23 protein-coding genes are annotated in these 22,394 nt (G+C 75.1%); 10 read left to right on the forward strand and 13 right to left on the reverse strand.

The genetic code is table 11. From position 1 onward, the window contains the following. Positions 1–17 precede the first annotated feature (17 nt). A complete protein-coding gene (locus tag ACZ5NJ_RS00460) occupies positions 18–701 on the reverse strand; it encodes a TetR/AcrR family transcriptional regulator (protein WP_468761105.1) in 684 nt (227 codons plus the stop codon). An 87-nt stretch (positions 702–788) separates the two neighbouring features. Here ACZ5NJ_RS00460 and ACZ5NJ_RS00465 point away from each other — a divergent pair, with 87 nt between their 5' ends. Both ACZ5NJ_RS00465 and ACZ5NJ_RS00470 read left to right on the forward strand, forming a co-directional pair. Then, positions 789–1,943 carry an acyl-CoA dehydrogenase family protein gene (locus tag ACZ5NJ_RS00465; RefSeq protein ID WP_468761107.1) on the forward strand — a complete coding sequence of 385 codons (1,155 nt, stop codon included), beginning with the start codon at positions 789–791 and terminating at the stop codon, positions 1,941–1,943. A gap of 82 nt (positions 1,944–2,025) precedes the next feature. Then, positions 2,026–2,670: a TetR/AcrR family transcriptional regulator gene (locus ACZ5NJ_RS00470; protein ID WP_468761109.1), complete on the forward strand. Its 645-nt coding sequence runs from the start codon at positions 2,026–2,028 to the stop codon at positions 2,668–2,670. Here the strand turns inward: ACZ5NJ_RS00470 and ACZ5NJ_RS00475 are convergent. Then, positions 2,661–3,122, reverse strand: a complete 462-nt coding sequence (locus tag ACZ5NJ_RS00475; RefSeq protein ID WP_468761112.1) for a MaoC family dehydratase — start codon at positions 3,120–3,122, stop codon at positions 2,661–2,663. The two genes, ACZ5NJ_RS00470 and ACZ5NJ_RS00475, sit on opposite strands and share 10 nt — an antisense overlap. Positions 3,123–3,242: 120 nt before the next feature. On the opposite strand from ACZ5NJ_RS00475, the gene soxR reads away from it, so the two are divergent. Further along, positions 3,243–3,692 carry a redox-sensitive transcriptional activator SoxR gene (gene soxR / locus ACZ5NJ_RS00480; protein ID WP_468761114.1) on the forward strand — a complete coding sequence of 150 codons (450 nt, stop codon included), beginning with the start codon at positions 3,243–3,245 and terminating at the stop codon, positions 3,690–3,692. Here soxR and ACZ5NJ_RS00485 read toward each other — a convergent pair. The 4 genes from ACZ5NJ_RS00485 to ACZ5NJ_RS00500 form a co-directional block, all read right to left on the reverse strand. Further along, on the reverse strand, positions 3,667–4,395 hold the full coding sequence (locus ACZ5NJ_RS00485) for a 3-keto-5-aminohexanoate cleavage protein (RefSeq protein WP_468761117.1): 729 nt from the start codon (positions 4,393–4,395) through the stop codon (positions 3,667–3,669). The two genes, soxR and ACZ5NJ_RS00485, sit on opposite strands and share 26 nt — an antisense overlap. 20 nt (positions 4,396–4,415) lie before the next feature. Next, the gene (locus ACZ5NJ_RS00490; RefSeq protein ID WP_468761119.1) at positions 4,416–5,045 is read right to left on the reverse strand and encodes a hypothetical protein; all 630 of its coding nucleotides are present in this window, start codon (positions 5,043–5,045) and stop codon (positions 4,416–4,418) included. Between the two features lie 158 nt (positions 5,046–5,203). Beyond that, a complete protein-coding gene (locus tag ACZ5NJ_RS00495) occupies positions 5,204–6,565 on the reverse strand; it encodes a serine-threonine protein kinase (RefSeq protein WP_468761121.1) in 1,362 nt (453 codons plus the stop codon). Between the two features lie 113 nt (positions 6,566–6,678). After that, positions 6,679–7,926 carry an exo-beta-N-acetylmuramidase NamZ family protein gene (locus ACZ5NJ_RS00500; protein WP_468761124.1) on the reverse strand — a complete coding sequence of 416 codons (1,248 nt, stop codon included), beginning with the start codon at positions 7,924–7,926 and terminating at the stop codon, positions 6,679–6,681. 100 nt (positions 7,927–8,026) lie between these two features. Here ACZ5NJ_RS00500 and ACZ5NJ_RS00505 point away from each other — a divergent pair, with 100 nt between their 5' ends. From ACZ5NJ_RS00505 to ACZ5NJ_RS00515, 3 genes are read left to right on the forward strand one after another with little or no spacing between them, the layout of a single operon-like run. Beyond that, a complete protein-coding gene (locus ACZ5NJ_RS00505) occupies positions 8,027–8,800 on the forward strand; it encodes an SDR family oxidoreductase (protein ID WP_468761126.1) in 774 nt (257 codons plus the stop codon). Further along, the gene (locus ACZ5NJ_RS00510) at positions 8,797–10,524 is read left to right on the forward strand and encodes a class I adenylate-forming enzyme family protein (RefSeq protein ID WP_468761128.1); all 1,728 of its coding nucleotides are present in this window, start codon (positions 8,797–8,799) and stop codon (positions 10,522–10,524) included. The genes ACZ5NJ_RS00505 and ACZ5NJ_RS00510 overlap by 4 nt, the downstream gene beginning before the upstream one ends. A 36-nt stretch (positions 10,525–10,560) precedes the next feature. Beyond that, positions 10,561–11,172: a TetR/AcrR family transcriptional regulator gene (locus tag ACZ5NJ_RS00515; RefSeq protein ID WP_468761130.1), complete on the forward strand. Its 612-nt coding sequence runs from the start codon at positions 10,561–10,563 to the stop codon at positions 11,170–11,172. On the opposite strand, the gene ACZ5NJ_RS00520 is transcribed toward ACZ5NJ_RS00515, so the two are convergent. Next, the gene (locus tag ACZ5NJ_RS00520; RefSeq protein WP_468761132.1) at positions 11,169–12,290 is read right to left on the reverse strand and encodes an alkene reductase; all 1,122 of its coding nucleotides are present in this window, start codon (positions 12,288–12,290) and stop codon (positions 11,169–11,171) included. The genes ACZ5NJ_RS00515 and ACZ5NJ_RS00520 overlap by 4 nt on opposite strands. Before the next feature lie 76 nt (positions 12,291–12,366). Here ACZ5NJ_RS00520 and ACZ5NJ_RS00525 point away from each other — a divergent pair, with 76 nt between their 5' ends. Next, positions 12,367–12,735, forward strand: a complete 369-nt coding sequence (locus ACZ5NJ_RS00525) for a MerR family transcriptional regulator (protein WP_468761980.1) — start codon at positions 12,367–12,369, stop codon at positions 12,733–12,735. 15 nt (positions 12,736–12,750) lie between these two features. Here the strand turns inward: ACZ5NJ_RS00525 and ACZ5NJ_RS00530 are convergent, their stop codons facing one another. The 6 genes from ACZ5NJ_RS00530 to ACZ5NJ_RS00555 all read right to left on the reverse strand — a co-directional run bounded on the left by ACZ5NJ_RS00530 (position 12,751) and on the right by ACZ5NJ_RS00555 (position 17,466). Beyond that, positions 12,751–13,965 carry an acyl-CoA dehydrogenase family protein gene (locus ACZ5NJ_RS00530; RefSeq protein WP_468761134.1) on the reverse strand — a complete coding sequence of 405 codons (1,215 nt, stop codon included), beginning with the start codon at positions 13,963–13,965 and terminating at the stop codon, positions 12,751–12,753. A 12-nt stretch (positions 13,966–13,977) separates the two neighbouring features. Then, positions 13,978–15,003: a phosphotransferase family protein gene (locus ACZ5NJ_RS00535; protein ID WP_468761136.1), complete on the reverse strand. Its 1,026-nt coding sequence runs from the start codon at positions 15,001–15,003 to the stop codon at positions 13,978–13,980. A gap of 121 nt (positions 15,004–15,124) precedes the next feature. Next, entirely contained in the window at positions 15,125–16,033 is a 909-nt protein-coding gene (locus ACZ5NJ_RS00540; RefSeq protein WP_468761138.1) for an MBL fold metallo-hydrolase, read from the reverse strand. A gap of 154 nt (positions 16,034–16,187) precedes the next feature. Then, positions 16,188–16,508 (reverse strand): DUF202 domain-containing protein, encoded by a 321-nt coding sequence (locus ACZ5NJ_RS00545; protein ID WP_468761140.1) that lies wholly within the window; start codon positions 16,506–16,508, stop codon positions 16,188–16,190. Then, positions 16,505–16,903, reverse strand: a complete 399-nt coding sequence (locus ACZ5NJ_RS00550; protein WP_468761142.1) for a YidH family protein — start codon at positions 16,901–16,903, stop codon at positions 16,505–16,507. The genes ACZ5NJ_RS00545 and ACZ5NJ_RS00550 overlap by 4 nt, the downstream gene beginning before the upstream one ends. Before the next feature lie 20 nt (positions 16,904–16,923). Beyond that, positions 16,924–17,466, reverse strand: a complete 543-nt coding sequence (locus ACZ5NJ_RS00555) for an NUDIX hydrolase (RefSeq protein ID WP_468761144.1) — start codon at positions 17,464–17,466, stop codon at positions 16,924–16,926. 85 nt (positions 17,467–17,551) lie between these two features. Here ACZ5NJ_RS00555 and ACZ5NJ_RS00560 point away from each other — a divergent pair, with 85 nt between their 5' ends. The 3 genes from ACZ5NJ_RS00560 (at position 17,552) to ACZ5NJ_RS00570 (ending at position 22,221) form a co-directional block, all read left to right on the forward strand. Continuing rightward, complete coding sequence (locus tag ACZ5NJ_RS00560; protein ID WP_468761146.1) at positions 17,552–19,207, forward strand: FAD-binding dehydrogenase; 1,656 nt, start codon at positions 17,552–17,554, stop codon at positions 19,205–19,207. Between the two features lie 439 nt (positions 19,208–19,646). Continuing rightward, the gene (locus ACZ5NJ_RS00565) at positions 19,647–20,594 is read left to right on the forward strand and encodes a hypothetical protein (protein ID WP_468761148.1); all 948 of its coding nucleotides are present in this window, start codon (positions 19,647–19,649) and stop codon (positions 20,592–20,594) included. A 76-nt stretch (positions 20,595–20,670) separates the two neighbouring features. After that, complete coding sequence (locus ACZ5NJ_RS00570; protein ID WP_468761150.1) at positions 20,671–22,221, forward strand: APC family permease; 1,551 nt, start codon at positions 20,671–20,673, stop codon at positions 22,219–22,221. Positions 22,222–22,394: the final 173 nt, after the last annotated feature.

The raw sequence follows: 22,394 nt of genomic DNA on the forward strand, positions 1-22,394 counted from the left end.
CGGTGGGGCTGGGGGGCTCAGACGCCGGCGGGGCGCGACGGGGCCTCGGGCGGGGGTTCGGGGTGGAGGGATTCGTACTGGAGGGTCAGGCCGTCCAGGAGGGCCTTCAGGCCCGTTTCGAAGGCGCCTTCGTCGATTTCGCGCCGGCGGTCCGCCAGGAGGTGGGCCTGGCCCAGGTGGGGGTAGTCCGACGGGTCGTACGCCGTCTCGTCGTCGACGAAACCCCGGGCGAAGGAGGCCACCGCCGAGCCCAGGATGAAGTACCGCATCAGGGCGCCGATCCGGGTCGCGTGGGCTGGGGGCCAGCCCGCCGCCGTCATCGCGCCGAACACCGCGTCCGCCAGGCGGAGTCCGGCCGGACGGCGGCCCGGGCCGCGGGCCAGCACCGGCACGATGTTCGGGTGGTCCGCCAGGGCGGCGCGGTAGGAGTGGGCCCAGGCGTGGAGGGCGGCCCGCCAGTCGGAAGGCCCGTCGACGCCGCCGAACATCGACAGGTCGACCCGCGCACTCACCGCGTCCGCGACCGCCTCCAGGATCGCGTCCTTCGTCCGGAAGTGGTTGTAGAGGGACGGACCGCTCACCCCGAGCGCGGCCGCCAGCCGCCGCGTCGAGACGGCCTCCAGCCCCTCCGCGTCCACCAGCTCGCCCGCCGCCTCGACGATGCGGTCTCTGCTGAGGAGGGGCTTGCGCGGTCTGGCCATGCGCCACATAGTAGGCCCTGCCCCACCATAAACTAGCGCTGCTAGTTACAGCCCGCCCCCGCCCGCCCCCCGCCCCGGAGGAATCCCGTGAACCTGGAGCTCAGCGAGGAGCAGGAGGCCGTACGCCGGCTCGCCCGCGCGTTCGCCGACCGCGAGGTCGCCCCGTACGCCGCCGAGTGGGACCGGGCCGAGAGCGTGGACCGGTCGATCGTCAAGAAGCTCGGGGACCTCGGCTTCCTCGGCCTCACCGTCCCCGAGGAGTACGGCGGCTCCGGCGGCGACCACGTCTCCTACGCGCTGGTCACCGAGGAGCTCGGCCGCGGCGACTCCGCCGTGCGCGGCATCGTCTCGGTCTCCCTCGGGCTGGTCGCCAAGACCCTCGCCGCCTGGGGGACCGAGGAGCAGAAGCGCGACTGGCTGCCCCGCCTCTGCTCCGGCGCGGCCCTCGGCTGCTTCGGCCTGACCGAGCCGGGCACCGGTTCCGACGCGGCCGCCCTCACCACCCGCGCCGTGCGCGACGGGGACGCGTACGTGATCACCGGCAGCAAGATGTTCATCACCAACGGGACCTGGGCGGACGTGGTCCTGCTGTTCGCCCGGACCGACCCCGCCGACCCCGGCCACCGCGGGATCTCCGCCTTCCTCGTCCCCGCCGACAGCCCCGGCCTGACCCGCCGCGAGGTCCGCGGCAAGCTCGGTCTGCGCGGCCAGGCCACCGCCGAACTCACCCTCGACGGCGTCCGCGTCCCCGCCTCCGCGATGCTCGGCCCGGAGGGCAAGGGGTTCTCCGTCGCCATGTCCGCCCTGGCCAAGGGCCGGATGTCGGTGGCCGCCGGCTGCGTCGGCATCGCCCAGGCCGCCCTGGACGCGGCCGTCTCCTACGCCGGGCAGCGCGAGCAGTTCGGCAAGCCGATCGCCCACCACCAGCTGGTCCAGGAGCTGATCGCCGACATCTCGGTCGACGTGGACGCCGCCCGGCTGCTCACCTGGCGGGTCGCCGACCTCATCGACCGCGGGCGGCCCTTCGCCACCGAGGCCTCCACCGCCAAGCTGTTCGCCTCCGAGGCCGCCGTGCGCGCCGCTTCCAACGCCCTCCAGGTGCACGGCGGCTACGGCTACGTCGACGAGTACCCGGCCGGGAAGCTGCTGCGCGACGCCCGCGTCATGACCCTCTACGAGGGCACGAGCCAGATCCAGAAGCTGCTCATCGGCCGTGCCCGCACCGGGATCTCGGCCTTCTGAGCCCGCGCCCGCGGCGGGGTTCCTAAGCGCTTGCTCACCCTCCGGTAAGCTGTTCCCTTCCTACAGGGCGGAGAGGTGAGCGATGGACAGCGCGGCGGAGACGGCCGACGGCTACCAGGCGTGGTCGGAGGTCACCCCGGACGCCGCGCGGCGCCTGCTCGTGGCCGCCGTCGAGGCCTTCGCCGAGCGCGGCTACCACGCGACCACCACCCGCGACATCGCCGGCCGCGCCGGCATGAGCCCGGCCGCCCTCTACATCCACTACAAGACCAAGGAAGAGCTGCTCCAGCGGATCAGCCGCATCGGCCACGACAAGGCCCTGGAGATCCTGGACAGCGCCGCCTCCGGCCCGGGGACGGCCGCCGAGCGGCTCGACGCCGCCGTACGGTCCTTCGTCCGCTGGCACGCAGCGCACCACACCACCGCGCGCGTGGTCCAGTACGAGCTCGACGCGCTCGCCCCCGAGCACCGCTCCGAGATCGTCGCCCTGCGCCGCCTCAGCGACGCGGCCGTGCGGCGGATCCTCTCCGAGGGCGTGCGGGCGGGGGAGTTCGACGTCCCCGACGTCCCCGGCACCACCCTCGCCGTGCTGTCGCTGTGCATCGACGTGGCCCGCTGGTTCAACGCGGACGGGCGGCGCACGCCCGACGAGGTCGGCGCCCTCTACTCCGACCTCGTCCTGCGCATGGTGGGCGCGCGTCCCGCCGCCGGGGCCGCTCAGAAGTAGTAGCGGGACAGGGACTCCGCCACGCACACCGGCTTCTCGCCGCCCTCGCGCTCCACCGTCACCGTCGCGGCGACCTGCACACCGCCGCCCGCCTCGGTGACCTCCGTGATCACGGCGGTGGCGCGCAGCCGCGAGCCGACCGGCACGGTGGCCGGGAAACGCACCTTGCCCAGGCCGTAGTTGATGCCCATCCGCATGCCCTCGACCCGCATGATCTGCGGCACCAGGCTCGGCAGCAGGGACAGCGTCAGATAGCCGTGCGCGATGGTGGTGCCGAAGGGCCCGGCGGCGGCCCGCTCGGGGTCCACGTGGATCCACTGGTGGTCGCCGGTCGCGTCCGCGAAGAGGTCGATCCGCTTCTGGTCCACCTCCAGCCACCCGCTCGGCCCGAGCGGCTCGCCGATCGCGGCGCGCAGCTCCTCGGCGGACGTGAAGATCCTCGGTTCGGCCATGCCCCTGCCCCTGTCTCCCACTGCATCCGGCCATCCGACCCCTGCAGACGAATAAGCGCTTGCTCAGCATGGTGGGGGGCGGGCACGCCTGTCAACGGACCTCCGACTACCCTCGGACGCGTGCCGCAGATTCACGAGAACGTCCACGAGCTCACCGTCGGACAGCTGTCCGCGCGCAGCGGAGCGGCCGTCTCCGCCTTGCACTTCTACGAGACCAAGGGCCTGATCAGCAGCCGCCGCACCGCGGGCAACCAGCGGCGCTACACCCGCGAGACGCTGCGCCGGGTCGCGTTCGTACGCGCGGCCCAGCGCGTGGGCATCCCGCTGGCCAGCATCCGCGAGGCGCTCGCGCAGCTGCCCGAGGAACGCACCCCCACCCCGCAGGACTGGGCGCGGCTCTCCGAGAACTGGCGTGCGGAACTCGACCAGCGGATCCGGCAACTGAGCCGCCTGCGCGACCACTTGTCCGACTGCATCGGCTGCGGCTGCCTCTCGCTGAAGAACTGCGCGCTGTCCAACCCGGACGACGCCTTCGGCGAGAACCTCACCGGCTCCCGGCTGTCGTCCTAGCGCTCCACAACTCCAGCGCCGCCGCCACCAGTTCGGCGTTCGAGCGGGCGGGTCGGCCGTCGGGCAGGGACAGCACCTCGCCCACGCCGGTCCGCGCGCCCGCACCGCACCGCGCGGCCAGCCGCAGCACGGGCCAGGCCGCGCCGTCCCGCCCGAACAGCACGACCGGGACCGGCGGCAGCCAGCGCATCCCGGCCACCAGCGCCGGATCGGCCTCCGCCAGCTCCGCCACCAGCCGGACCCGCCCCCACACCGGCGGGCTCCACGCCAGGAACCGGGCCAGCGGCTCCGGACCGGCCCCGCCGCCCAGCGGGACCACGGCGTCCACCGCGACCCCCCGCTCCAGCAGGGCCCGCCCCAGCTCCCGCGCCCCCGGGTCGGCGAACGGCACCACCGCCCGGTCCGGCAGCACCGTCCAGGACCGCACCCGCTCCAGCCGCCCCGCCGGATCCGGCTCGGCCGCGACACCCGCCGGCACCGCCACGGGTACGCGGACCCCCGCGCCGCGCAGCTCCGCCAGCAGCGGCCCGACCACCCGGGGCGAGAGGCTCTCCCGCCCGCACGGGGTCCTGGGATGCACCAGCACCTCACCGGCCCCGGCCGCCACCGCCGCCAGCGCCGACTCCGCCAGATCCGCCGGGGACAGCGGCACCGCGGCCCCGTCGCCCGCGCCCCGCGACCCGTTCAGCGCGACCTGCAGCACCGGCCCCCCACCGGCCCCGCTCACGCCGCGTCCGCCGACGCCCGGTGCGCCGCCGCGGCCTCCGCCGGCGCCCGGAGCACCGGCGCCGTGTCCGCCAGCGCCGGCCGCGGGACCACGATCCCACAGCCCCCGCACACCGGCCCGTCCCACGCCCAGGCCCCGCCCCACGCCGCCGGCCCCGACCGCGCCGAAGGCCAGCGCAGCTCCCGCTCGCCGCAGACCGGACACGCCGTCCCCGGCTCCGACTCCAGCGCCCGCACCAGCCGTCTCAGCACCTCGCCGAGGGTTCCCTCCGGCCGTACGCCCGGATCGGCGCACCGCACCACGGCGTCACCGCTGCCGCCCCAGGCCCACTCCGGCCGCCGCACCCCGTCGTGCTTCTCCCGTCTGCGCCGCGCCGCGAACTGCCTCTCGTACTCCAGCCAGACCGCCCGGGCGTCCTCCAGCTCCTCCAGTGCCGCGACCAGCCGCAGCGGGTCCGCGCCCCGGTCCTCGGGGGCGATCCCGTGCCGGTCGCACAGATGCCACCACGTCGCCCGGTGCCCGTACGGCGCGAACCGCTCCAGGCAGCGGCGCAACGAATGGCGCCGCAGGGCCCGGTCATTGCGCGCGTCGCGCACTTGGTAGGCCAGACTCCGAAAACCCGCCACCGTACCTTCACCTCCGCCGTACCCCTGCCTTTACCGTCCGTCGCGCCCCGCGCTACCGCGTAGAACGAAGCGACCCGCCCCGACGTGCCCAACATGCCCGAGGGGATACGGGCGCATGCGGGGGCGGTCGAGGCGTACGGGTGGCACATGGCCGGAAGTCAGCGCCCCATGCGCCCCGCGCCGACCACGATCCGGGCCAGCTCCTCGTGGCAGATGTCGCTGTGCGCCCCCGCCGGGGGACCGCCGCGGCGGACCACGGAACCCGCGTCGACGCTGACGCAGCCGGATCCCGGCAGTCCCCCGCTCAGGGCCCTGTCCAGGGCCAGCCGCGGAGCGCCCGGCACCGCCTGCACCCCGTCGTGCCCGAGGGCGCCCCACCGCTCGTCGAAGCCGAGCAGTCCGGCCGAATCACCCGCCGTCCGGGAGGCCAGGGGGTAGAACACACCGAGGGCGGAGTCGTGCGCGGAATGGCAGGCCACCACCGGTCCGTCCACCCGCCGCTGGAGCCCGCGCAGGACGCCGCCCCGCGCCGGGTCGTGGGGGAGCCGGTCGCTGAACGCGTAATGGGAGAAAGCCCCCTGGAGCAGCGTCAGCGACTTCACGTGGCGGGCCCCGTCCGGCACCGCGCGCAGCGAGAACGACACCACCCGCGCCCCGAAACTGTGGCCGATGAGGTGGAAGCGCAGGGCGGGCCGCCGTGCCGCGAGGTCGGTGAGCACCGGTCCGAGGCCGTGCTCGCCGACCAGCCCGGCCCGCTTCTTCATCTCGTAGTACGTGGCCTGCCGCAGCAGTTCCTTCGCGCCGCCCCACAGGGCGCGCAGCCCGTCCGCCGCCGTGGGACCCGGCCCCGTCCAGGCCCCGGGCAGCCCGTCCCCGGCGGCGGCCTCCGCCTCGGCCAGGGCGGCGGTCAGGGCCCGGCACACCGCCACCGGGTCCAGTGCGAAGACGTCCGGCACCCCGCCGCCCGCGCCCGCCCCGGCCCCGCCCGCGCCCGCCGGCGGTCCCTCCGCGACCGCCGCGGCCCCGGCCGGGGCCGCCGGGCCCGCCCCCACGAGCTCCCGTACCAGCGTCCCGAACTCGGCGAACGCCGCCTCCGACTCCGGCCGCCGCGCCAGCAGCGCCGCGATCCGGTCCAGCTCCGCCTCCCGCCCGGGCCAGAACCCGCCCAGCGCCGCGCGGGTCGCCGCGTCCAGGGCGGGCCCGGAGGCCGCCTCCGCGAGCGCGCCGTGCGGATCGAAGTCCGGTATCGGCTCGTCCGAGAACCGGATCGACGGCCACACCACCCCCACGTACCCCAGCCGCACCCCCGACCCCACCAGGCCCGGGAAGGGGGCGAAGAAACGGTCGTACAGCCGGGTCGCCGCCGAGCGGTCGCTGTTCCACCCGTGCGCGAAGACCAGCAGGTCGGTGGCCTCCATCCGGGCCACCGCCGCCCGCGTGGCCGGGTCCACGTCCCCCTGCGCGTCGAAGGTCAGCTCCTGGTACGGCCCGACCCCGATCCCCGCTCCGCCGTCCGCCATGACGTACCCCTTCCGCGCGAGCCGTGCGTGCCCGGGTCGGTCGCAGCATCCCGCCGCGGGGCCGCGACGGCCAGACCCGCGACAGCACCGGTCGCGGGCGGGGCCGGCGCGGGTCAGGGATAGAGCAGGTACCGCTCCCGGACCGCCGCGAACCGCGCCAGCCCGGCCGCCCAGTCACCCGCGACCTCCTCCACCCCCGCCCCCGCGTCCACCAGCGTCCGCACCCGGTCCGACCCGGTCAGCCGGTCGATCCAGTGGTCCGCCCGCCAGCCGAACCCGCTCCACGTCCGCCGCGCCGTCACCAGCAGCCCGATCCCCGCCCGCACCGGGTCGAAGGCCTCCCGGTCGTGCACGATCAGCCGGAGCCCGCCGCACACCTTCCCGGCGTGCTTGGAGAAGGACGGCGTGAACCAGGCCTCGCGGAACCACACCCCGGCCAGCCCCAGTCCGTTGGCCGCCTCCGCCCACCGCCGGTCGACGCCCTCGGCCCCGAGCAGCTCGAAGGGCGTGGTCGTGCCCCGGCCCTCCGACAGGTTGGTGCCCTCGAACAGGCAGGTGCCGGCGTATGCCAGCGCCGTGTCCGGGGTGGGCACGTTGGGGCTCGGCGGCACCCACGGCAGGCCGGTCTCCCCGAAGAACGAGCCCCGCCGCCAGCCGGTCATCGGCACGGTCCGCAGCCGCGGCCCGGCGCGGCCCAGGAACTCGCCGCCGAACAGCAGGGCCAGCTCGGCCACCGTCATGCCGTGCGCGAGCGCGATCGGCTCGCGGCCCACGGCGCTCGCGTACGGACGCTCCAGCACGGGCCCGGCGGCCCGGAGCCCGCCGACCGGGTTGGGCCGGTCCAGCACCACCACCGCCGTGCCGGACAGCGCGGCCGCGCGCATGCAGTCGTACAGGGTCCAGACGTAGGTGTAGAAGCGCGCCCCGACGTCCTGGACGTCGAAGACCAGGGTGTCGATCCCCGCGGCCGTGAACAGGCCGGCGAGCTCACGGGCGCTCCTGCCGTACGCGTCGTACACCGGCAGCCCCGTCGCCGGATCCCGCCCGGCCCCCTCCGAGCCGCCCGCCTGGGCGGTCCCCCGGAATCCGTGCTCGGGCCCGAACACCGCGACCAGGTCGACCCGTTCGTCGGCGTGGAGCACGTCGACCAGGTGGCGGGCGTCGGCGGTGATGCCGGTGGGGTTGGTGAGCACCCCGACCCGCTGGCCGGCGAGTTCCGCGTACCCGTCGGCGGCCAGCCGCTCGAAGCCGGTGCGCACCCGGCCGGGGCGCGGGGGTGCGGCGGGCCGCCCCGCTCCCACGGCGCCGGCGGCCCCGGCCGTCCCCGCCAGTCCCAGCAGCCCGCGGCGCGAGAGTGTCACCCCGTCATGCTGGCGCGCCGCCCCCTTCCGTCCTGACATACCGACTGGTTAGTCTGCCGGAATCCGGCGGCCCGGTGGGGCCGGCAGGCAGCGGCGAAAGGTGATCCCCGTGAGCGCGTACCAGGACCAGCGAGTCGTCGTCACCGGCGCGGGCGGCGGCATCGGCGCGGCCCTCGCCCACCGGTTCGCGGCGGAGGGGGCCACCGTCGTCGTCAACGACCTCGACGCGGACAGGGCCGCCGCCGTCGCCGCCGCCATCGGCGCCCGCGCCGTCGCCGTCCCCGGCGACGCCTCGGCGGTCGTCGGCGAGGCCCGCGAGGCACTGGGCGGGAGGGTGGACGTCTACTGCGCCAACGCCGGACTGGCCTCGGGCGGCGACGCCTTCGCAGAGGAGGCGGTCTGGGAGGCGGCCTGGGACACCAACGTCATGGCCCACGTGCGCGCCGCCCGCGCCCTGCTGCCCGACTGGCTGGAGCGGGGCGAGGGGCGCTTCGTGTCCACCGTCTCGGCCGCCGGGCTGCTCACCATGCTCGGGGCGGCGCCGTACAGTGTCACCAAGCACGGTGCCCTCGCCTTCGCGGAATGGCTCTCGCTGACCTACCGCCACCGGGGCGTGCGGGTCCACGCCATCTGCCCGCAGGGCGTGCGCACCGACATGCTGACCGCCGCGGGATCGGCGGGCGAACTCGTCCTGGCGCCGACCGCGATCGAGCCGGACGCGGTCGCGGACGCCCTGTTCGACGGCATGGAGAAGGGCCGGTTCTTGATCCTCCCGCACCCCGAGGTGGCGGACTACTACGCCGGGCGCGCGAGCGACCCCGAGCGGTGGCTGGGCGCCATGAACCGCCTCCAGCGCACCTGGGAGTCCTCGTGACGGAACCCGCCGCCGACGCCGCGGCCGCCGGCCCGGCCCCCGCCTCCCCGTACGCGGCCCGGCCGTGGCTGCGCCTGCTCAGCCCCGCCCAGCTGGCGCCGGTGGCGCCACCGGCCAGCGTGCTGGACGCCTTCCGCGACGCCGTGGCGCGGGCCCCGGAGCGGGCCGCGCTGGCGTACTTCGACGGGCGGGTCGGGTACGCCGAGGCCGACGCCCTCTCCGACTCCCTGGCCGGGTACCTCGCCGGGCGGGGGGTGCGGCGCGGGGACCGGGTCGCGGTGATGCTGCAGAACACCCCGCACTTCGTGCTCGCCGTGCTGGGTGCGTGGAAGGCGGGCGCGGTGGTCGTGCCGGTCAACCCGATGTACAAGTCCGCCGAGACGCGGCACGTGCTGGGGGACTCCGGGGCGGTGGCGCTGGTGTGCGAGGACGGGGCGTGGGGCGGCCACCCCGCGGAGGCGGTCCGCGGGACCGCCGTCCGGACCGTCCTGACGGCCCGCCCCACGGACTTCCAGACCCGCAACGACCCCCGGGCCCTCCCGGCCCCTGCCACAGCCCCGGACCCGGCCCTGGCCTCCGCCCCGGCCTCCGCCCCGGCCGTCCCCGCCGACCTGCTCGCCGTGGCCCGGCAGGGCCACCCCGCGCCGCCCGACCCCCGGCTCACCTCCGCCGACACCGCCCTCATCAGCTACACCTCCGGGACCTCCGGCACCCCCAAGGGCGCCATGAACCCGCACGGGGCCATCACCTACAACGCCGTCCGCCAGGTCACCGGGCACCCCGTCGCCGAGGGGGCCGCGTACTTCGCGCTCGCCCCGCTGTTCCACATCACCGGCCTGGTCTGCGAACTGGCCGCCTGCCTCGTCAACGCCGGCACCCTCGTCCTCACCCGCCGCTTCGACGCCGGCACCGTCCTCGACGCCTTCCTGGAGCACCGCCCCGCCTACACCATCGGGCCCGCCACCGCCTTCACCGCCCTGGCCGCGCACCCCGCCGCCACCCGCGAGCACTTCGCCTCCTTCCAGGTGGTCTCCTCCGGCGGCGCCCCACTCCCGCCCGCCCTCGTCGCGCGCCTCCACGCCGACTTCGGGTTCCACCTGCGCAACGGCTACGGCCTCACCGAGTGCACCGCGCCCTGCGCCTCCGTCCCCGCGCACCGCGAGGCCCCCGTCGACCCCGGCAGCGGAACCCTCTCCGTCGGGGTCCCGGGCGCGCAGACCCTCGTACGCATCCTCGACGAGCACGGCGCCGAGGTCCCGCTCGGCCGGACCGGCGAGATAGCCGTGCGCGGTCCGCAGGTCGTGCCGGGCTACTGGGGGCTGCCCGACGCCACCGCCCGGACCTTCCCGGACGGCGAACTGCGCACCGGCGACGTCGGGTTCATGGACGCCGACGGCTGGCTGTACGTCGTCGACCGCAAGAAGGACGTGATCATCGCCTCCGGCTTCAAGGTGTGGCCGCGCGAGGTCGAGGACGTCCTGTACACCCACCCCGCCGTACGGGAGGCGGCCGTCGTCGGTGTCCCCGACCCCTACCGCGGGGAGACCGTCAAGGCGTACGTCAGCCTGCGTCCCGGCGCCCGCGCCGAGCCGGCCGCCCTCGTGGCGTACTGCGCCGAGCGCCTCGCCGCCTACAAGTACCCGCGCCGGGTGGAGGTCCTGCCTGTTCTTCCGCAGACCACCAGTGGCAAGATCCTGCGACGAGAACTGCGCGAGCGCGGCTGAAAACAGTCGGAGGATCAGGAGAGGAAGGCGAGCACCATGGCCGCCAGGAACACCGCCGGACCCCAGACCGGGGACCACGACACCCCGGTGCCGCAGCGGCTGCTGGCCGTCGCCACCAGGCTGTTCGCCGAACGCGGTTACGACCGCACCTCCGTCCAGGAGATCGTCGAGGCGGCGGGGGTCACCAAGGGCGCCCTCTACCACTACTTCGGCTCCAAGGACGACCTGCTGCACGAGGTGTACGCGCGGATGCTGCGCCTCCAGCAGCAGCGGCTCGACGCGGTGGCCGGCTCCGGGGCCCCCGTCGAGGAGCGGCTGCGGGCCGCGGCCGCCGACGTCGTCGTCACCACCATCGAGAACCTCGACGACGCGATGATCTTCTTCCGGTCGATGCACCAGCTCAGCCCGGAGAAGTACAAGCAGGTCCGTGCCGAACGCCGCCGCTACCACGAGCGCTTCCGCGCCCTGGTCGAGGAGGGCATGGCCGCCGGGGTGTTCGCCACGGCCACCCCTGCCGACCTGGTGGTGGACTACTACTTCGGCTCGGTGCACCACCTCTCCACCTGGTACCGGACCGACGGCCCCCTCACCCCCCACCAGGTGGCCGACCACCTGGCCGACCTGCTGCTCCGCTCCCTGCGCCCCTAGAGGGGTGCGGGCGCGGCCAGGAGCGGGTAGTCGTTGTAGCCCTCCGCGCCGTGCACGTGCATCAGGAACTCGGGGCGGAGCTCGTTGAGCGGTGCGCCGGTGCGCAGGCGTTCCACGAGGTCGGGGTTGGCGATGAACCCCCGCCCGAGGGCGATCAGGTCGGCGCCCTCGGCCAGCAGCCGCCCGGCCCGCGCCGCGCCCGCGTCGGCGGCCGCCTCCTCCCGGGTGAGCTTCGGGTTGGCGATCAGCGTGCCCGGCCAGGCCTTGCGGAGTGCGGCGAAGCCGGGCTCCTCCGGGTCGGCGTACACCAGGTGCAGGTAGGCCGGGTCCAGCTCCGCCAGGGCCGCGAGGAGGGCCGGGTAGAGCTCCCCGGTGTCGCCCTCCTCGATGCCGTTGACGTCCCGCCCGGGGGAGATCCGCACCCCGACCCGCTCGGGGCCGACCGCCTCCGCGACCGCCCGGACCACCTCGACGGCGAACCTGATCCGCCCCCGCACCGTCCCGCCCCACGCGTCGGTGCGGAGGTTGGTGTTGCGGGCGAGGAACTGGTGGACCAGCATGCCGTTGGCGGCGTGCACCTCCACCCCGGCGAACCCCGCCTCCACCGCGTTGCGCGCGGCGGTGGCGAAGTCGGCGACGGTGGCCCGGATGTCCTCCGGCGTCATCGCGCGGGGCGTGACCGGGTCCTGGAGCCCGGCCGCGGTGTGCAGCGGCTCCGGCAGCGGTACGGCCGACGGGGCGAGCGGGACGCGGCCGCTGGTGTCGGGGTGGCCGATCCGGCCGCCGTGCTGGAGCTGGAGGAACATCCGCCCGCCGGCGGCGCGCACGGCGTCGGTGACCCGCCGCCATCCGGCCGTCTGCTCCGGGGTGTGGATACCGGGGATGCGCGGGTAGGTCTGGCCGACGGCGTTCGGCGTGGTGCCCTCGGCGATGATCAGCCCGGCCGAGGCGCGCTGCGCGTAGTGGGTGGCCATCGCCTCTCCGGGCACCCCGTCGGCGCCCGCGCGGTTGCGGGTCAGCGGAGCCATCACCAGGCGGTTGGGGAGGTCCAGGGGGCCCAGGCGGGCCGGGGAGAAGAGGCGGGATCCGGCGGCGGAGGCCTGTCGTGTCTGCGTCATGCCGGTACCGTAGGACCTGACACCGGTGTCAGGTTCAAGGCTCGAAGGCCGAGGCTCGAGGGCGGACGGGGTGACCATGCGGATCGGCGAACTGGCGGCGCGCACCGGGGTGAGCGAGCGCTCCCTGCGCTACTACGAGCAGCAGGCCCTCCTCGTCTCCGACCGGACGCCGGGCGGCCACCGAGAGTACCCCGAGCGGGCCGTCGACCGGGTCATCCGCATCCAGGAGCTCTACGCCGCCGGGCTGCACAGCTCCAGGATCGCGCAGATCCTGCCCTGCATGCGGGACGAGGACGGCGGCCCGTCGGTACGGGCCACCCCCGCCCTGGTGGCGGAGCTGGTCACCGAACGGGACCGGATCGACCGGATGATCGACGACCTCGTCCGCTCCCGCGAGGTGCTGGACGAGGTCATCGAGACGGCCTCCGGCCGGGCCGCCCCCTGATCCGGAAGGCGCCGTCTAGCGGTGGCGCTTCAGCTCGCGGAGGGCCAGGGAGCGCTGGTGGACCTCGTCCGGGCCGTCCGCCAGCCGCAGCGTGCGCGCCGCGGCCCACAGCTCGGCCAGCGGGAAGTCCTGGCTGACCCCGCCCGCGCCGTGCAGCTGCACCGCCTGGTCCAGGATCCCGACCACGGCGCGCGGGGTGGCGATCTTGATCGCCTGGATCTCGGTGTGCGCGCCCCGGTTGCCGACGGTGTCCATCAGCCAGGCCGTCTTCAGCACCAGCAGCCGCAGCTGCTCGATGGTGACCCGGGCGTCCGCGATCCAGTTCTGCACGACGCCCTGGGCGGCGAGCTCCTTCCCGAAGGCCGTACGGTCCAGCGCGCGCCGGCACATCAGCTCGACGGCCCGCTCCGCCATCCCGATCAGCCGCATGCAGTGGTGGATCCGGCCCGGGCCCAGGCGGGCCTGGGCGATGGCGAAGCCGGAGCCCTCCTCGCCGACCAGGTTCTCCGCCGGCACCCGGGCCCCGTCGAAGACCACCTCGGCGTGCCCGCCGTGGTCGTGGTCGGCGTACCCGTACACCGTCATCGCCCGGCGCACCTCCACGCCCGGGGTGTCGCGCGGCACCAGCAGCATCGACTGCTGGCGCCGCGGGTCGGCACCGTCCGGGTCGGTCTTGCCCATCACGATGAAGACCTTGCAGTCCGGGTTCATCGCCCCGGAGATGTACCACTTGCGGCCGGTGACCACGTACGCATCGCCGTCCCGCTCGATCCGGGTCTCGATGTTCGTCGCGTCCGAGGAGGCCACCTCGGGCTCGGTCATCGCGAAGGCGGAGCGGATCTCCCCCGCCAGCAGGGGCTCCAGCCACTGCTTCTTCTGCCGCTCGTTCCCGAACTGGGCGAGCAGCTCCATGTTCCCGGTGTCCGGGGCCGCGCAGTTGGTGGCCATCGGCGCCAGGTGGGGGCTGCGGCCGGTGATCTCGGCGAGCGGGGCGTACTGGAGGTTGGTCAGCCCGGCCCCGTACTCGGCGTCCGGCAGGAAGAGGTTCCACAGCCCCTGGCGGCGCGCCTCGGCCTTCAGCTCGCCGAAGACGGGCGGGGTGTCCCAGGGCGAGGCCAGCCGCGCACGCTGCTCGGCGGCGACGGCTTCCGCCGGGTGGACGTACTCCTCCATGAACGCGAGCAGCCGCCCGCGGAGTTCCTCGGTCCGGGTGTCGAATGCGAAGTCCATCTGCGCGGCTCCTCAGCCTTCCTGGAGGGTGGTCAGACCGTGTGCGATGAAGACCGGGACCAGCTCGCCGATCCGGTCGAAGCCCGCGCCCACCGTCTGGCCGAGCGTGTAGCGGTAGTGGATGCCTTCGAGGATCACCGCGAGCTTGAACCAGGCGAAGGCCGTGTACCAGGCGATCGCCCCGGTGTCCCGGCCCGAACGGGCGGCGTACCGCTCGATCAGCTCGGCCGGCGCCGGGTGGCCCGGCGCTCGGCTCGTCGTACTGACGGGGGAGTCCTCCAGGCCCAGGTCCGAGCTGTACATCACCAGCAGCCCGAGGTCCGTCAGCGGATCGCCCAGCGTGGACATCTCCCAGTCCAGCACCGCCCGGATCGTGTCGTCCGGCCCGCCGATCAGCACGTTGTCCAGCCGGAAGTCGCCGTGCACCACGGCCGGGGCGGGGGAGCCGGGCAGTGCCCGGGCCAGGGCCCCGTGCAGTTCGTCGATCCCGGCGAGCTCCCGGCCGCGCGAGGCCGCGAGCTGCTTGCCCCAGCGGCGCAACTGCCGGTCCAGGAAGCCCTCGGGCCGGCCGAAGTCCCCGAGGCCCACCGCCCCGGGGTCCACCGCGTGCAGGTCCACAAGGGTGTCCACCAGGCCGAGCACCGCCCTGCGGGTGCGCTCGGGGCCGATCCCCGCGAGCTGCTCCGCCGTCCGGTACGGCACGCCGTCGACGTGCTCCATGACGTAGAACGGCGCCCCCAGCACCGCTTCGTCCTCGCACAGCAGCAGCGCCTCCGGCACCGGCACGGCCGTCCCGTGCAGGGCGGCGATCACCCGGTGCTCGCGCCGCATGTCGTGCGCGGTGGCCAGGACGTGCCCGAGCGGCGGGCGGCGCACCACCCAGCGGCCGGATCCGTCGGTGACCGCGTACGTCAGGTTCGACCGGCCCCCCTCGATCAGCCGGCCGGTCAGCGGTCCGGCCACGAGCCCGGGGAGCGCGGCGTCGAGGTGGACGCGCAGCCGCTCCAGATCGAGGCCTCGGGGGTCGGCTGGGGTCATGGGCGCGCCTCCGTACGAAGTCGGGTCGACGACGGGTGTCCCGAGCCATCATGCCGACCAGTCGGTATGCCGTCCAGGGGGCGGGCCGAAAGAAACCCCTCCGGCCCGCCGCGTCAGCGCCTCACGCGTGACACAGGATCGGCGTGCCGCCGTTCATCACCGTCATGTCCCGCAGCACGGCCATGATGTCCAGCGGCGCCCCCTCCGGCTCCCCGGCCAGCTCCGCGTACGCCCGGTGCAGGTTCGCCACCAGCCGTTCGCTCTCCCGCCAGGCCGCGAACTCGCCCAGCTCGGCCCCGCGCGCCAGCTCCAGCGGGGTCAGCCCCTGCGCCCGGCCCTCCCGCGCCAGCTCCGCCACGTACCGCAGGTAGCGCTCGGTGGACTCGTACGCCGACGGGTCGGTCAGCGGCCCGTGGCCCGGTACGACGGTCTCCGCGTCGAGCGAGCGCAGCAGCTCCAGCGCCCGCAGCGAACCGGCCAGCGAACCCATCGCCAGGAAGGGGGTGCCCCCGGCGAAGACCAGGTCCCCGGTGAACACCACCCGCTGCCCGGGCAGCCACACCACCGAGTCGCCCGTGGTGTGCGCCACGCCCGGGTGGAGGACCCGCACCTCGGTGCCCCCGACGTGCAGCGTCAGCCGTTGGTCGTAGGTGAGGTCGGGCGCGGTGATCTCTATGGCGCCGAAGTCGGTCCCGGGCCAGATCAGCTCCAGCTGGTGCCCGGCGGCCAGCTGCTCGGCCCGCGCGTTGTCGTGGCCCACGATCAGGGCCGGGGCGAAGGCGGCGTTGCCGTAGGTGTGGTCGCCGTGGTGGTGGGTGTTGACCACGGTCCGGGGCAGCGGCGACCCGGAGGCCACGATCGCCTCGCGCAGGGCCAGCGCCCGCCGCTCGGTGGCGGCGGTGTCGACCAGCACGGTCTGCCCGCCGTCACTGATCCAGCCGGCGTTGTTCAGGCACCAGCCGCCGTCCGGCTGGACGTAGGCGTGCACCCCGGCCGCGGGCCGGACGACGTAGGGCTTCTCGACGGTCATGGGCGCTCTCCCCGGGTCGCTGTGACAGGCGGTCAGCATCCTGTCAGCCGGCCCCGGGCCACCGGAGGGCGGGGTTCTGCGGGGGAGAGGCCGCGGAGGGGGCCGGGAGGGGCCGGGAGCGGGTGGGCGGGGCCGGGAGGGGGAGCGGGAGGGCTCAGACGATCACGGTCATCGCGAACACCGCCAGCGCCACCGCGCACAGCGCCGCCCCGACCGCCGCCCCCGGCGTCAGCCCCGCCGGCCGGGCCGCCGCGAGCAGCCGGATCCGCCGGTGCGCCACCCACAGGAACGCCACCCACACCAGCGCGATCACGGCCGCCCCGGTCACCTCCAGTGGCGACCCGGTCCCGTGCAGCGCCTGCCGCAGCGCCAGCACCGCGGTGACCGAGCAGGCCAGGGTGGTGCGCCGCCACGCCAGCCGGGTCCGCTCGGGCTGGAGCCCGGCGTCGCGGGCGGCCGTCCCGGGACGGGTCACGGCCGGCCCGTCCAGCCCAGTAGCACCACCAGCACCATCGCCACCGCGACCAGCCCGACCCCCAGGCTCAGCAGCACCGGGAACGGCGACAGCGGCAGGTCCTCGCCCCGCCGCATGGCCCGCTCGCACCGCACCCAGTGGTGCACGGCCCGCAGCGCGCACGCCGCCCCCACCGCCAGCAGGGCCAGCGCCATCCCCACCCGCACCCCCCAGCGCAGGTCCGGCAGGAACTGGTCCACCGCGAACCCGCCGCCCACCAGCGCCAGCGCGGTGCGGATCCAGGCCAGGAAGGTCCGCTCGTTGGCCAGGGAGAAGCGGTAGTCCGGGGTCTCGCCCTCGTCGCGCAGCCGCTGCGGTGCGAACCAGAGGCGCACATCCTTGCCGAAGTCGATCACCTGTCCAATTTACGTCCCCTTCACACGCGGGGCGCGGGCGGCCGCCCCCCGCCCTCCCGGAAGGCCCGCAGCCGCCGGTACGCCTCCAGCCCGTCCGGCACCCACGGCCACTCCCCGCCGGCCGCCCGCCGCTCCAGCTCCCCGGGCTCCAGCCAGGCGTGCCAGTCCACCTCCGACTCCTGCGGCGCCACCGGCAGGGTGCACCGCACCTCGTGCACGTACGACCACCACGAGCCGCCCGGACCCTCGTAGAGGAACTTGAACAGCGGCGCCGGCTGCTCCAGCCCGCTCACCCCGAGCTCCTCCTCCGCCTCCCGCAGCGCCGCCCCCGGGTAGTCCTCCCCGGCGCCCAGCACCCCGCCGACGAACATGTCGTAGTGCGCGGGGAACACCAGCTTCGACGCCGTCCGCCGGTGCACGAACACCCGCCCCAGCTCGTCCCTGACCTGCACGAACACACACCGGTGGAGGAGCCCCCGGGCGTACACCTCGCCCCGCGGGGCCTGCCCCGTGACCCGGTCGTCGCGGTCCACCACGTCCAGTACTTCATCCGCTGCGCCCATCCGTCCATCCAACCACCGCTGTTGACGGGTTACCGCTCCGTAGCAAAGGATCTGCCCCACCACCGACCGGAGGACGGGCAGACGCATGAGCTACGACGCTGACGTGATCGTGATCGGAGCGGGCCTCGCGGGCCTCGTGGCCACCGCCGAGCTCGTCGACGCGGGGCGGAAGGTGATCCTCCTCGACCAGGAGCCCGAGCAGTCGATCGGCGGCCAGGCGCACTGGTCCTTCGGCGGGCTCTTCTTCGTGGACTCGCCCGAGCAGCGCCGGATGCGGATCCGCGACAGCCGCGCCCTCGCCCTCCAGGACTGGCTGGGCACCGCCGGCTTCGACCGCGAGGAGGACGCCTGGCCGCGCCGCTGGGCCGAGGCCTACGTGGACTTCGCCGCCGGCGAGAAGCGGCCCTGGCTGCACGCCCAGGGCGTGCGCTTCTTCCCCGTCGTCGGCTGGGCCGAACGCGGCGGCTACGACGCCAACGGGCACGGCAACTCCGTCCCCCGCTTCCACATCACCTGGGGCACCGGACCCGGCCTGGTGGAACCCTTCGAGCGCCGGGTGCGCGCCGGAGCGGCCCGCGGGCTGGTCAGCCTGCGGTTCCGCCACCGGGTCACCGGCCTGGCCTCCACCGCCGGCGCCGTGGACACCGTCACCGGGGAGGTCCTGGCACCCTCCGACGCCGTACGGGGCGCCGCCAGCGGCCGCGAGAGCACCGGCACCTTCAGCCTGCGGGCCCAGGCGGTGATCGTCACCAGCGGCGGCATCGGCGGCAACCACGATCTGGTCCGCGCCCAGTGGCCGGCCCGCCTGGGCACCCCGCCCGCGCGGCTGCTCTCCGGGGTCCCGGCGCACGTGGACGGCCTGATGCTCGGCATCACGGAGAAGGCCGGCGCCAGCCACATCAACAAGGACCGGATGTGGCACTACACCGAGGGCATCGAGAACTGGGACCCGATCTGGGCCCGCCACGGCATCCGCATCCTGCCCGGCCCCTCCTCCCTCTGGCTGGACGCCACCGGCCGGCGCCTGCCCGTCCCCCTCTTCCCCGGCTTCGACACGCTCGGCACCCTCGACCACATCATGCGCACCGGCCACGACCACACCTGGTTCGTCCTCAACCAGCGCATCATCGGCAAGGAGTTCGGCCTCTCCGGCTCCGAACAGAACCCCGACCTGACGGGCCGCTCCGTCCGCGAGGTGCTGGTCCGCGCCCGGCAGGCCGTACCCGGGCCGGTCAAGGCGTTCATGGACCGGGGCGCCGATTTCATCGTGGAACGGGACCTGTCGGCGATGGTCCGCCGGATGAACGAGCTCACCGGCGAGGACCTGCTCGACGAGGCCACCGTACGGGGCGAGATCACCGCCCGCGACCGGGAGATCGCCAACCCCTTCACCAAGGACCTCCAGGTCACGGCCATCCACGGGGCCCGCAAGTACCTCGGTGACCGGCTGATCCGCACCGCCGCCCCGCACCGGATCCTGGACCCGAAGGCCGGCCCGCTGATCGCCGTCCGCCTCTCGATCCTGACCCGCAAGTCCCTGGGCGGCCTGGAGACCGACCTGTCCTCGCGCGTCCTGACCCCCTCGGGCGAGCCGCTGCCGGGCGTGTACGCGGCCGGGGAGGCGGCGGGCTTCGGCGGCGGGGGCGTCCACGGCTACCGCGCCCTGGAGGGCACGTTCCTGGGCGGCTGCCTCTTCTCGGGACGGGCCGCGGGCCGCGCGGCCGCCGCAGCCACCGCCTGACCCGGACCCCGCGGGGCCGCCCCCCCGGAACGGGCCGCCCCCGGAACCGGCCCCCCGGAACCGGCCCCCCGGAACCGGCCCCCCGGAACCGGCCCCCCGGAACCGGCCCCCCGGGAACCGGCCCCCCGGAACCGGCCCCCCGGAACCGGCCCCCCGGAACCGGCCGCTCCGCGCCCGGTGCGCTCGACCGCCGCGCGGGCCGGATGGATCCGGCCCCGCACCAACCGACCTCCTCCACCCACCCGTTGATTCCAGCCACTCCCCGCATCCGGACCTTGACGCGGAGCTGTGCGTACCGGTTTGCTGTGAGTGATCATCCGGCTGACCACCGGCGTGATCGAGTCGCGCCCCGCGCGCCCCGCGCCCCGGCGCCGCACACCGCACCGCACCCGCACCGCACGTCGTCCACCCGCGCCCGCGCTCTGGAGGGAACCCGCGGATGTCCCCGCCGCCGCCCCTCGGCCGCACCCGCAAGCGGGACGCCCAGCTCTTCGACCCGGCTCTCTGCGACAGCGAACTCGTCTCCGTACGCGGCCAGTTCGCCCAGGGGCGGTGGGCCCGGGCCCGCAGCCTCCTGGTGGCGACCGGCGACGACTGGGACCGCCGCGGCCACCGCGTCACCGTCCTCGCCGAGACCCCGTCCGCCACCGCCTGGGCCCGCGAGTGGCTCCTCGCCGAACCCGACAGCGCCGACGCCGCCACCCTCCTCGCCTGCGCCTCCGTTCACGCCGCCCTGCGCGGCAAGGGCACCCCCCAGGCCGCCGACGAGGCCTGCCGCCGCGCCGCGGCCCTGCTCCCGGCCGACCCCACCCCCTGGCTCGGCCTGCTCATGCTCTCCCGCGCCTTCGGCTCCGACGAGGAGTTCAGCCGCACCTTCGACCAGGTCCGGGCCCGCCACCGCGAACACCACCACGCCCACCACCTCATGGTCGCCCGGCTCGCCGAACGCGACCCCGAGGCGGGCCGCGACCCGCTCCACGAGGTCTACGACTTCGCTGCCTGGGCCGCCGAGGAGTCCCCGGCCGACTCCCCGCTCGCCGTGCTCCCCGTCATCGCGCACGCCGAGCGCTACCGCGTCCTCGCCGCCGCCCAGGGCCGCACCGCCCCCGAGGCCGCCGTCGAACACTGGACCGGCCACCGCGCCCGCCAGGTGCTGCGCTCCGCCTTCGACTGGTGGCTCGAATGGGAACGCGAGGACCACCCCCGCAACCGGGTCGACCTCAACTTCCTCGCCCACGCCAAGCTCTGCGAAGGGCGCCCCGCCGAAGCGGCCGCCCTCTTCCACCGCATCGGCGCCCACGCCACCCGCGCCCCCTGGTCCTATCCGGACCGCGACCCCACCAAGGCCTTCCTCGCCGCGCGCAGCGCCGCGCTCGGCACCGCCTGACCCGCACCCCGCACCCGCACCCCCTCCGTCCCTTCCCCGACCCGCGACCCGACCAGTCGCCCGAAAGGACCCTGCCATGCCGACGGGCAGATCCACCGCGACGGCCTCCGCCACCCCGGCCGAGATCCGCACCTACAAGGGCCAGGACCGGGCCCTGCGCGCCGGCCGCCTCGGCACCGCCGGGCTGCTGCTCTCCGTACTCGCCGCCAGCGCACCCCTGATGGTCGTCGCCGGCGTCATGCCGACGATCTTCGGGGTCATGGGCATCGTCGGCCAGCCCCTGCTCTTCGTGATCCTCGGCGTCGTCCTGGCCCTCTTCGGCATCGGCTACGCCGAGATGAGCCGCCACGTCCACAACGCCGGCGCCTTCTACGCCTACATAGCCCGCGGCCTCGGCCCCACCGCCGGAGCATCCGCCTCCCTCGTCGCCCTCGTCGCGTACAGCGCCATGCAGGTCGGCGTGTACGGCATCCTCGGCTTCGAGATCTCCGGCCTCTTCTCCACCTACCTGCACACCGAGATCGCCTGGTGGATCCCCGCCCTGCTCGCGGTCGCCGCCACCGGCGCCCTCGGCTGGCTGAAGATCGACCTCAACGCCAAGGTCCTCGGCGTCCTGCTGCTCATCGAGTGCGCCCTCGTCGTCGTCTTCGACCTCGCCGCCCTCGGCAAGCCCGGCCCCCAGGGCCTCTCCCTGCAGGCCTTCGACCCCGCCACCCTCGGCGGCGCCGGCCTCGGCACCGCCCTGTGCTTCTGCATCGCCGCCTTCGTCGGCTTCGAGCAGTCCCCGGTCTACGCCGAGGAGACCAGCAAGCCGCACATCGTCGTCTCCCGGGTGATGTTCCTCGCCGTCGGCTTCGTCGCCCTCTTCTTCGCCCTCAGCGCCTGGGCCCTCAGCGTCGCCACCGGGCCCGACCGGATCACCAGGGCGGCCACCGACGCCGGCCCCGCGCTCCTCTTCGACCTCACGCGGAGCCGCCTCGGCGCCGGTTTCACGGACGTCCTGCACGTCCTCTTCGTCACCGGCATGTTCGCGGCCATGCTCAGCTTCCACAACGTCGTCGCCCGCTACGCCTTCGCCATGGGCCGCGAGGGACTGCTCCCCGCCCGCTTCGGCCGCACCAACCCCGGCACCGGAGCCCCCGCCACCGGCTCCCTGCTCCAGACGGTCGTCGCCGCCCTCGTCGTCCTCGCCTTCGCGCTCACCGACTCCTCGCCGGCCGGCGACCCCACCGCACCGGTCCTGCACCTGTTCACCTGGATGGGCAGCGTCGGCGCCCTCGGCGTGACCGTCCTGATGGCCGCGTCCTCCTTCGCCGTCATCGCCTTCTTCGTCCGCCGGGGCGCCGCCGGCGCCCAGATCTGGCGGCTCGTCGCGGCGGGCCTCGCCGGCCTGGCCCTGGTCGGCATCGTCGTCTACACCGTCAAGGACTTCGGCGTCCTGGTCGCCGCCGAGGAGGGCTCCGCGCTCAGCCTGGTCCTGCCCGCGATCATCGGCGTGGCCGCCCTCGCCGGACTGGTCCACGGGCTGGTCCTCAAGGCCCGCCGCCCCGAGGCGCACGCCCGGATCGGCCTGGGCAACGAGGCCTTCCGGCTCGACCAGGCCGCCGAGGCCGGGCCGGGCGCCTGAGGGCCCCGAACCTCGTAGGCGTACCCTCCAGAGGCCCCCGGCGACCGTTCCATGGTCGCCGGGGGCCTCCGCTTTCGGTGGCCGATTTTGGCGGGTTGCGCAGGCGCGTGGTCTCCTATGGCGACAAAATCACCGGAACCGCGATACGGGCGACACCACCCAGGTCCCCCGCA

The sequence above is a fragment of the Streptomyces sp. NPDC032091 genome, assembly GCF_055580265.1.

Bases quoted from the DNA above. Each gene is read 5' to 3' on its own strand.
- ACZ5NJ_RS00460 (WP_468761105.1), bottom strand. From the start codon at position 701: ATGGCCAGACCGCGCAAGCCCCTCCTCAGCAGAGACCGCATCGTCGAG.
- ACZ5NJ_RS00470 (WP_468761109.1), top strand. From the start codon at position 2,026: ATGGACAGCGCGGCGGAGACGGCCGACGGCTACCAGGCGTGGTCGGAG.
- ACZ5NJ_RS00475 (WP_468761112.1), bottom strand. From the start codon at position 3,122: ATGGCCGAACCGAGGATCTTCACGTCCGCCGAGGAGCTGCGCGCCGCG.
- ACZ5NJ_RS00495 (WP_468761121.1), bottom strand. From the start codon at position 6,565: ATGGCGGACGGCGGAGCGGGGATCGGGGTCGGGCCGTACCAGGAGCTG.
- ACZ5NJ_RS00515 (WP_468761130.1), top strand. From the start codon at position 10,561: ATGGCCGCCAGGAACACCGCCGGACCCCAGACCGGGGACCACGACACC.
- ACZ5NJ_RS00520 (WP_468761132.1), bottom strand. From the start codon at position 12,290: ATGACGCAGACACGACAGGCCTCCGCCGCCGGATCCCGCCTCTTCTCC.
- ACZ5NJ_RS00525 (WP_468761980.1), top strand. From the start codon at position 12,367: ATGCGGATCGGCGAACTGGCGGCGCGCACCGGGGTGAGCGAGCGCTCC.
- ACZ5NJ_RS00530 (WP_468761134.1), bottom strand. From the start codon at position 13,965: ATGGACTTCGCATTCGACACCCGGACCGAGGAACTCCGCGGGCGGCTG.
- ACZ5NJ_RS00535 (WP_468761136.1), bottom strand. From the start codon at position 15,003: ATGACCCCAGCCGACCCCCGAGGCCTCGATCTGGAGCGGCTGCGCGTC.
- ACZ5NJ_RS00540 (WP_468761138.1), bottom strand. From the start codon at position 16,033: ATGACCGTCGAGAAGCCCTACGTCGTCCGGCCCGCGGCCGGGGTGCAC.
- ACZ5NJ_RS00555 (WP_468761144.1), bottom strand. From the start codon at position 17,466: ATGGGCGCAGCGGATGAAGTACTGGACGTGGTGGACCGCGACGACCGG.
- ACZ5NJ_RS00560 (WP_468761146.1), top strand. From the start codon at position 17,552: ATGAGCTACGACGCTGACGTGATCGTGATCGGAGCGGGCCTCGCGGGC.
- ACZ5NJ_RS00565 (WP_468761148.1), top strand. From the start codon at position 19,647: ATGTCCCCGCCGCCGCCCCTCGGCCGCACCCGCAAGCGGGACGCCCAG.
- ACZ5NJ_RS00570 (WP_468761150.1), top strand. From the start codon at position 20,671: ATGCCGACGGGCAGATCCACCGCGACGGCCTCCGCCACCCCGGCCGAG.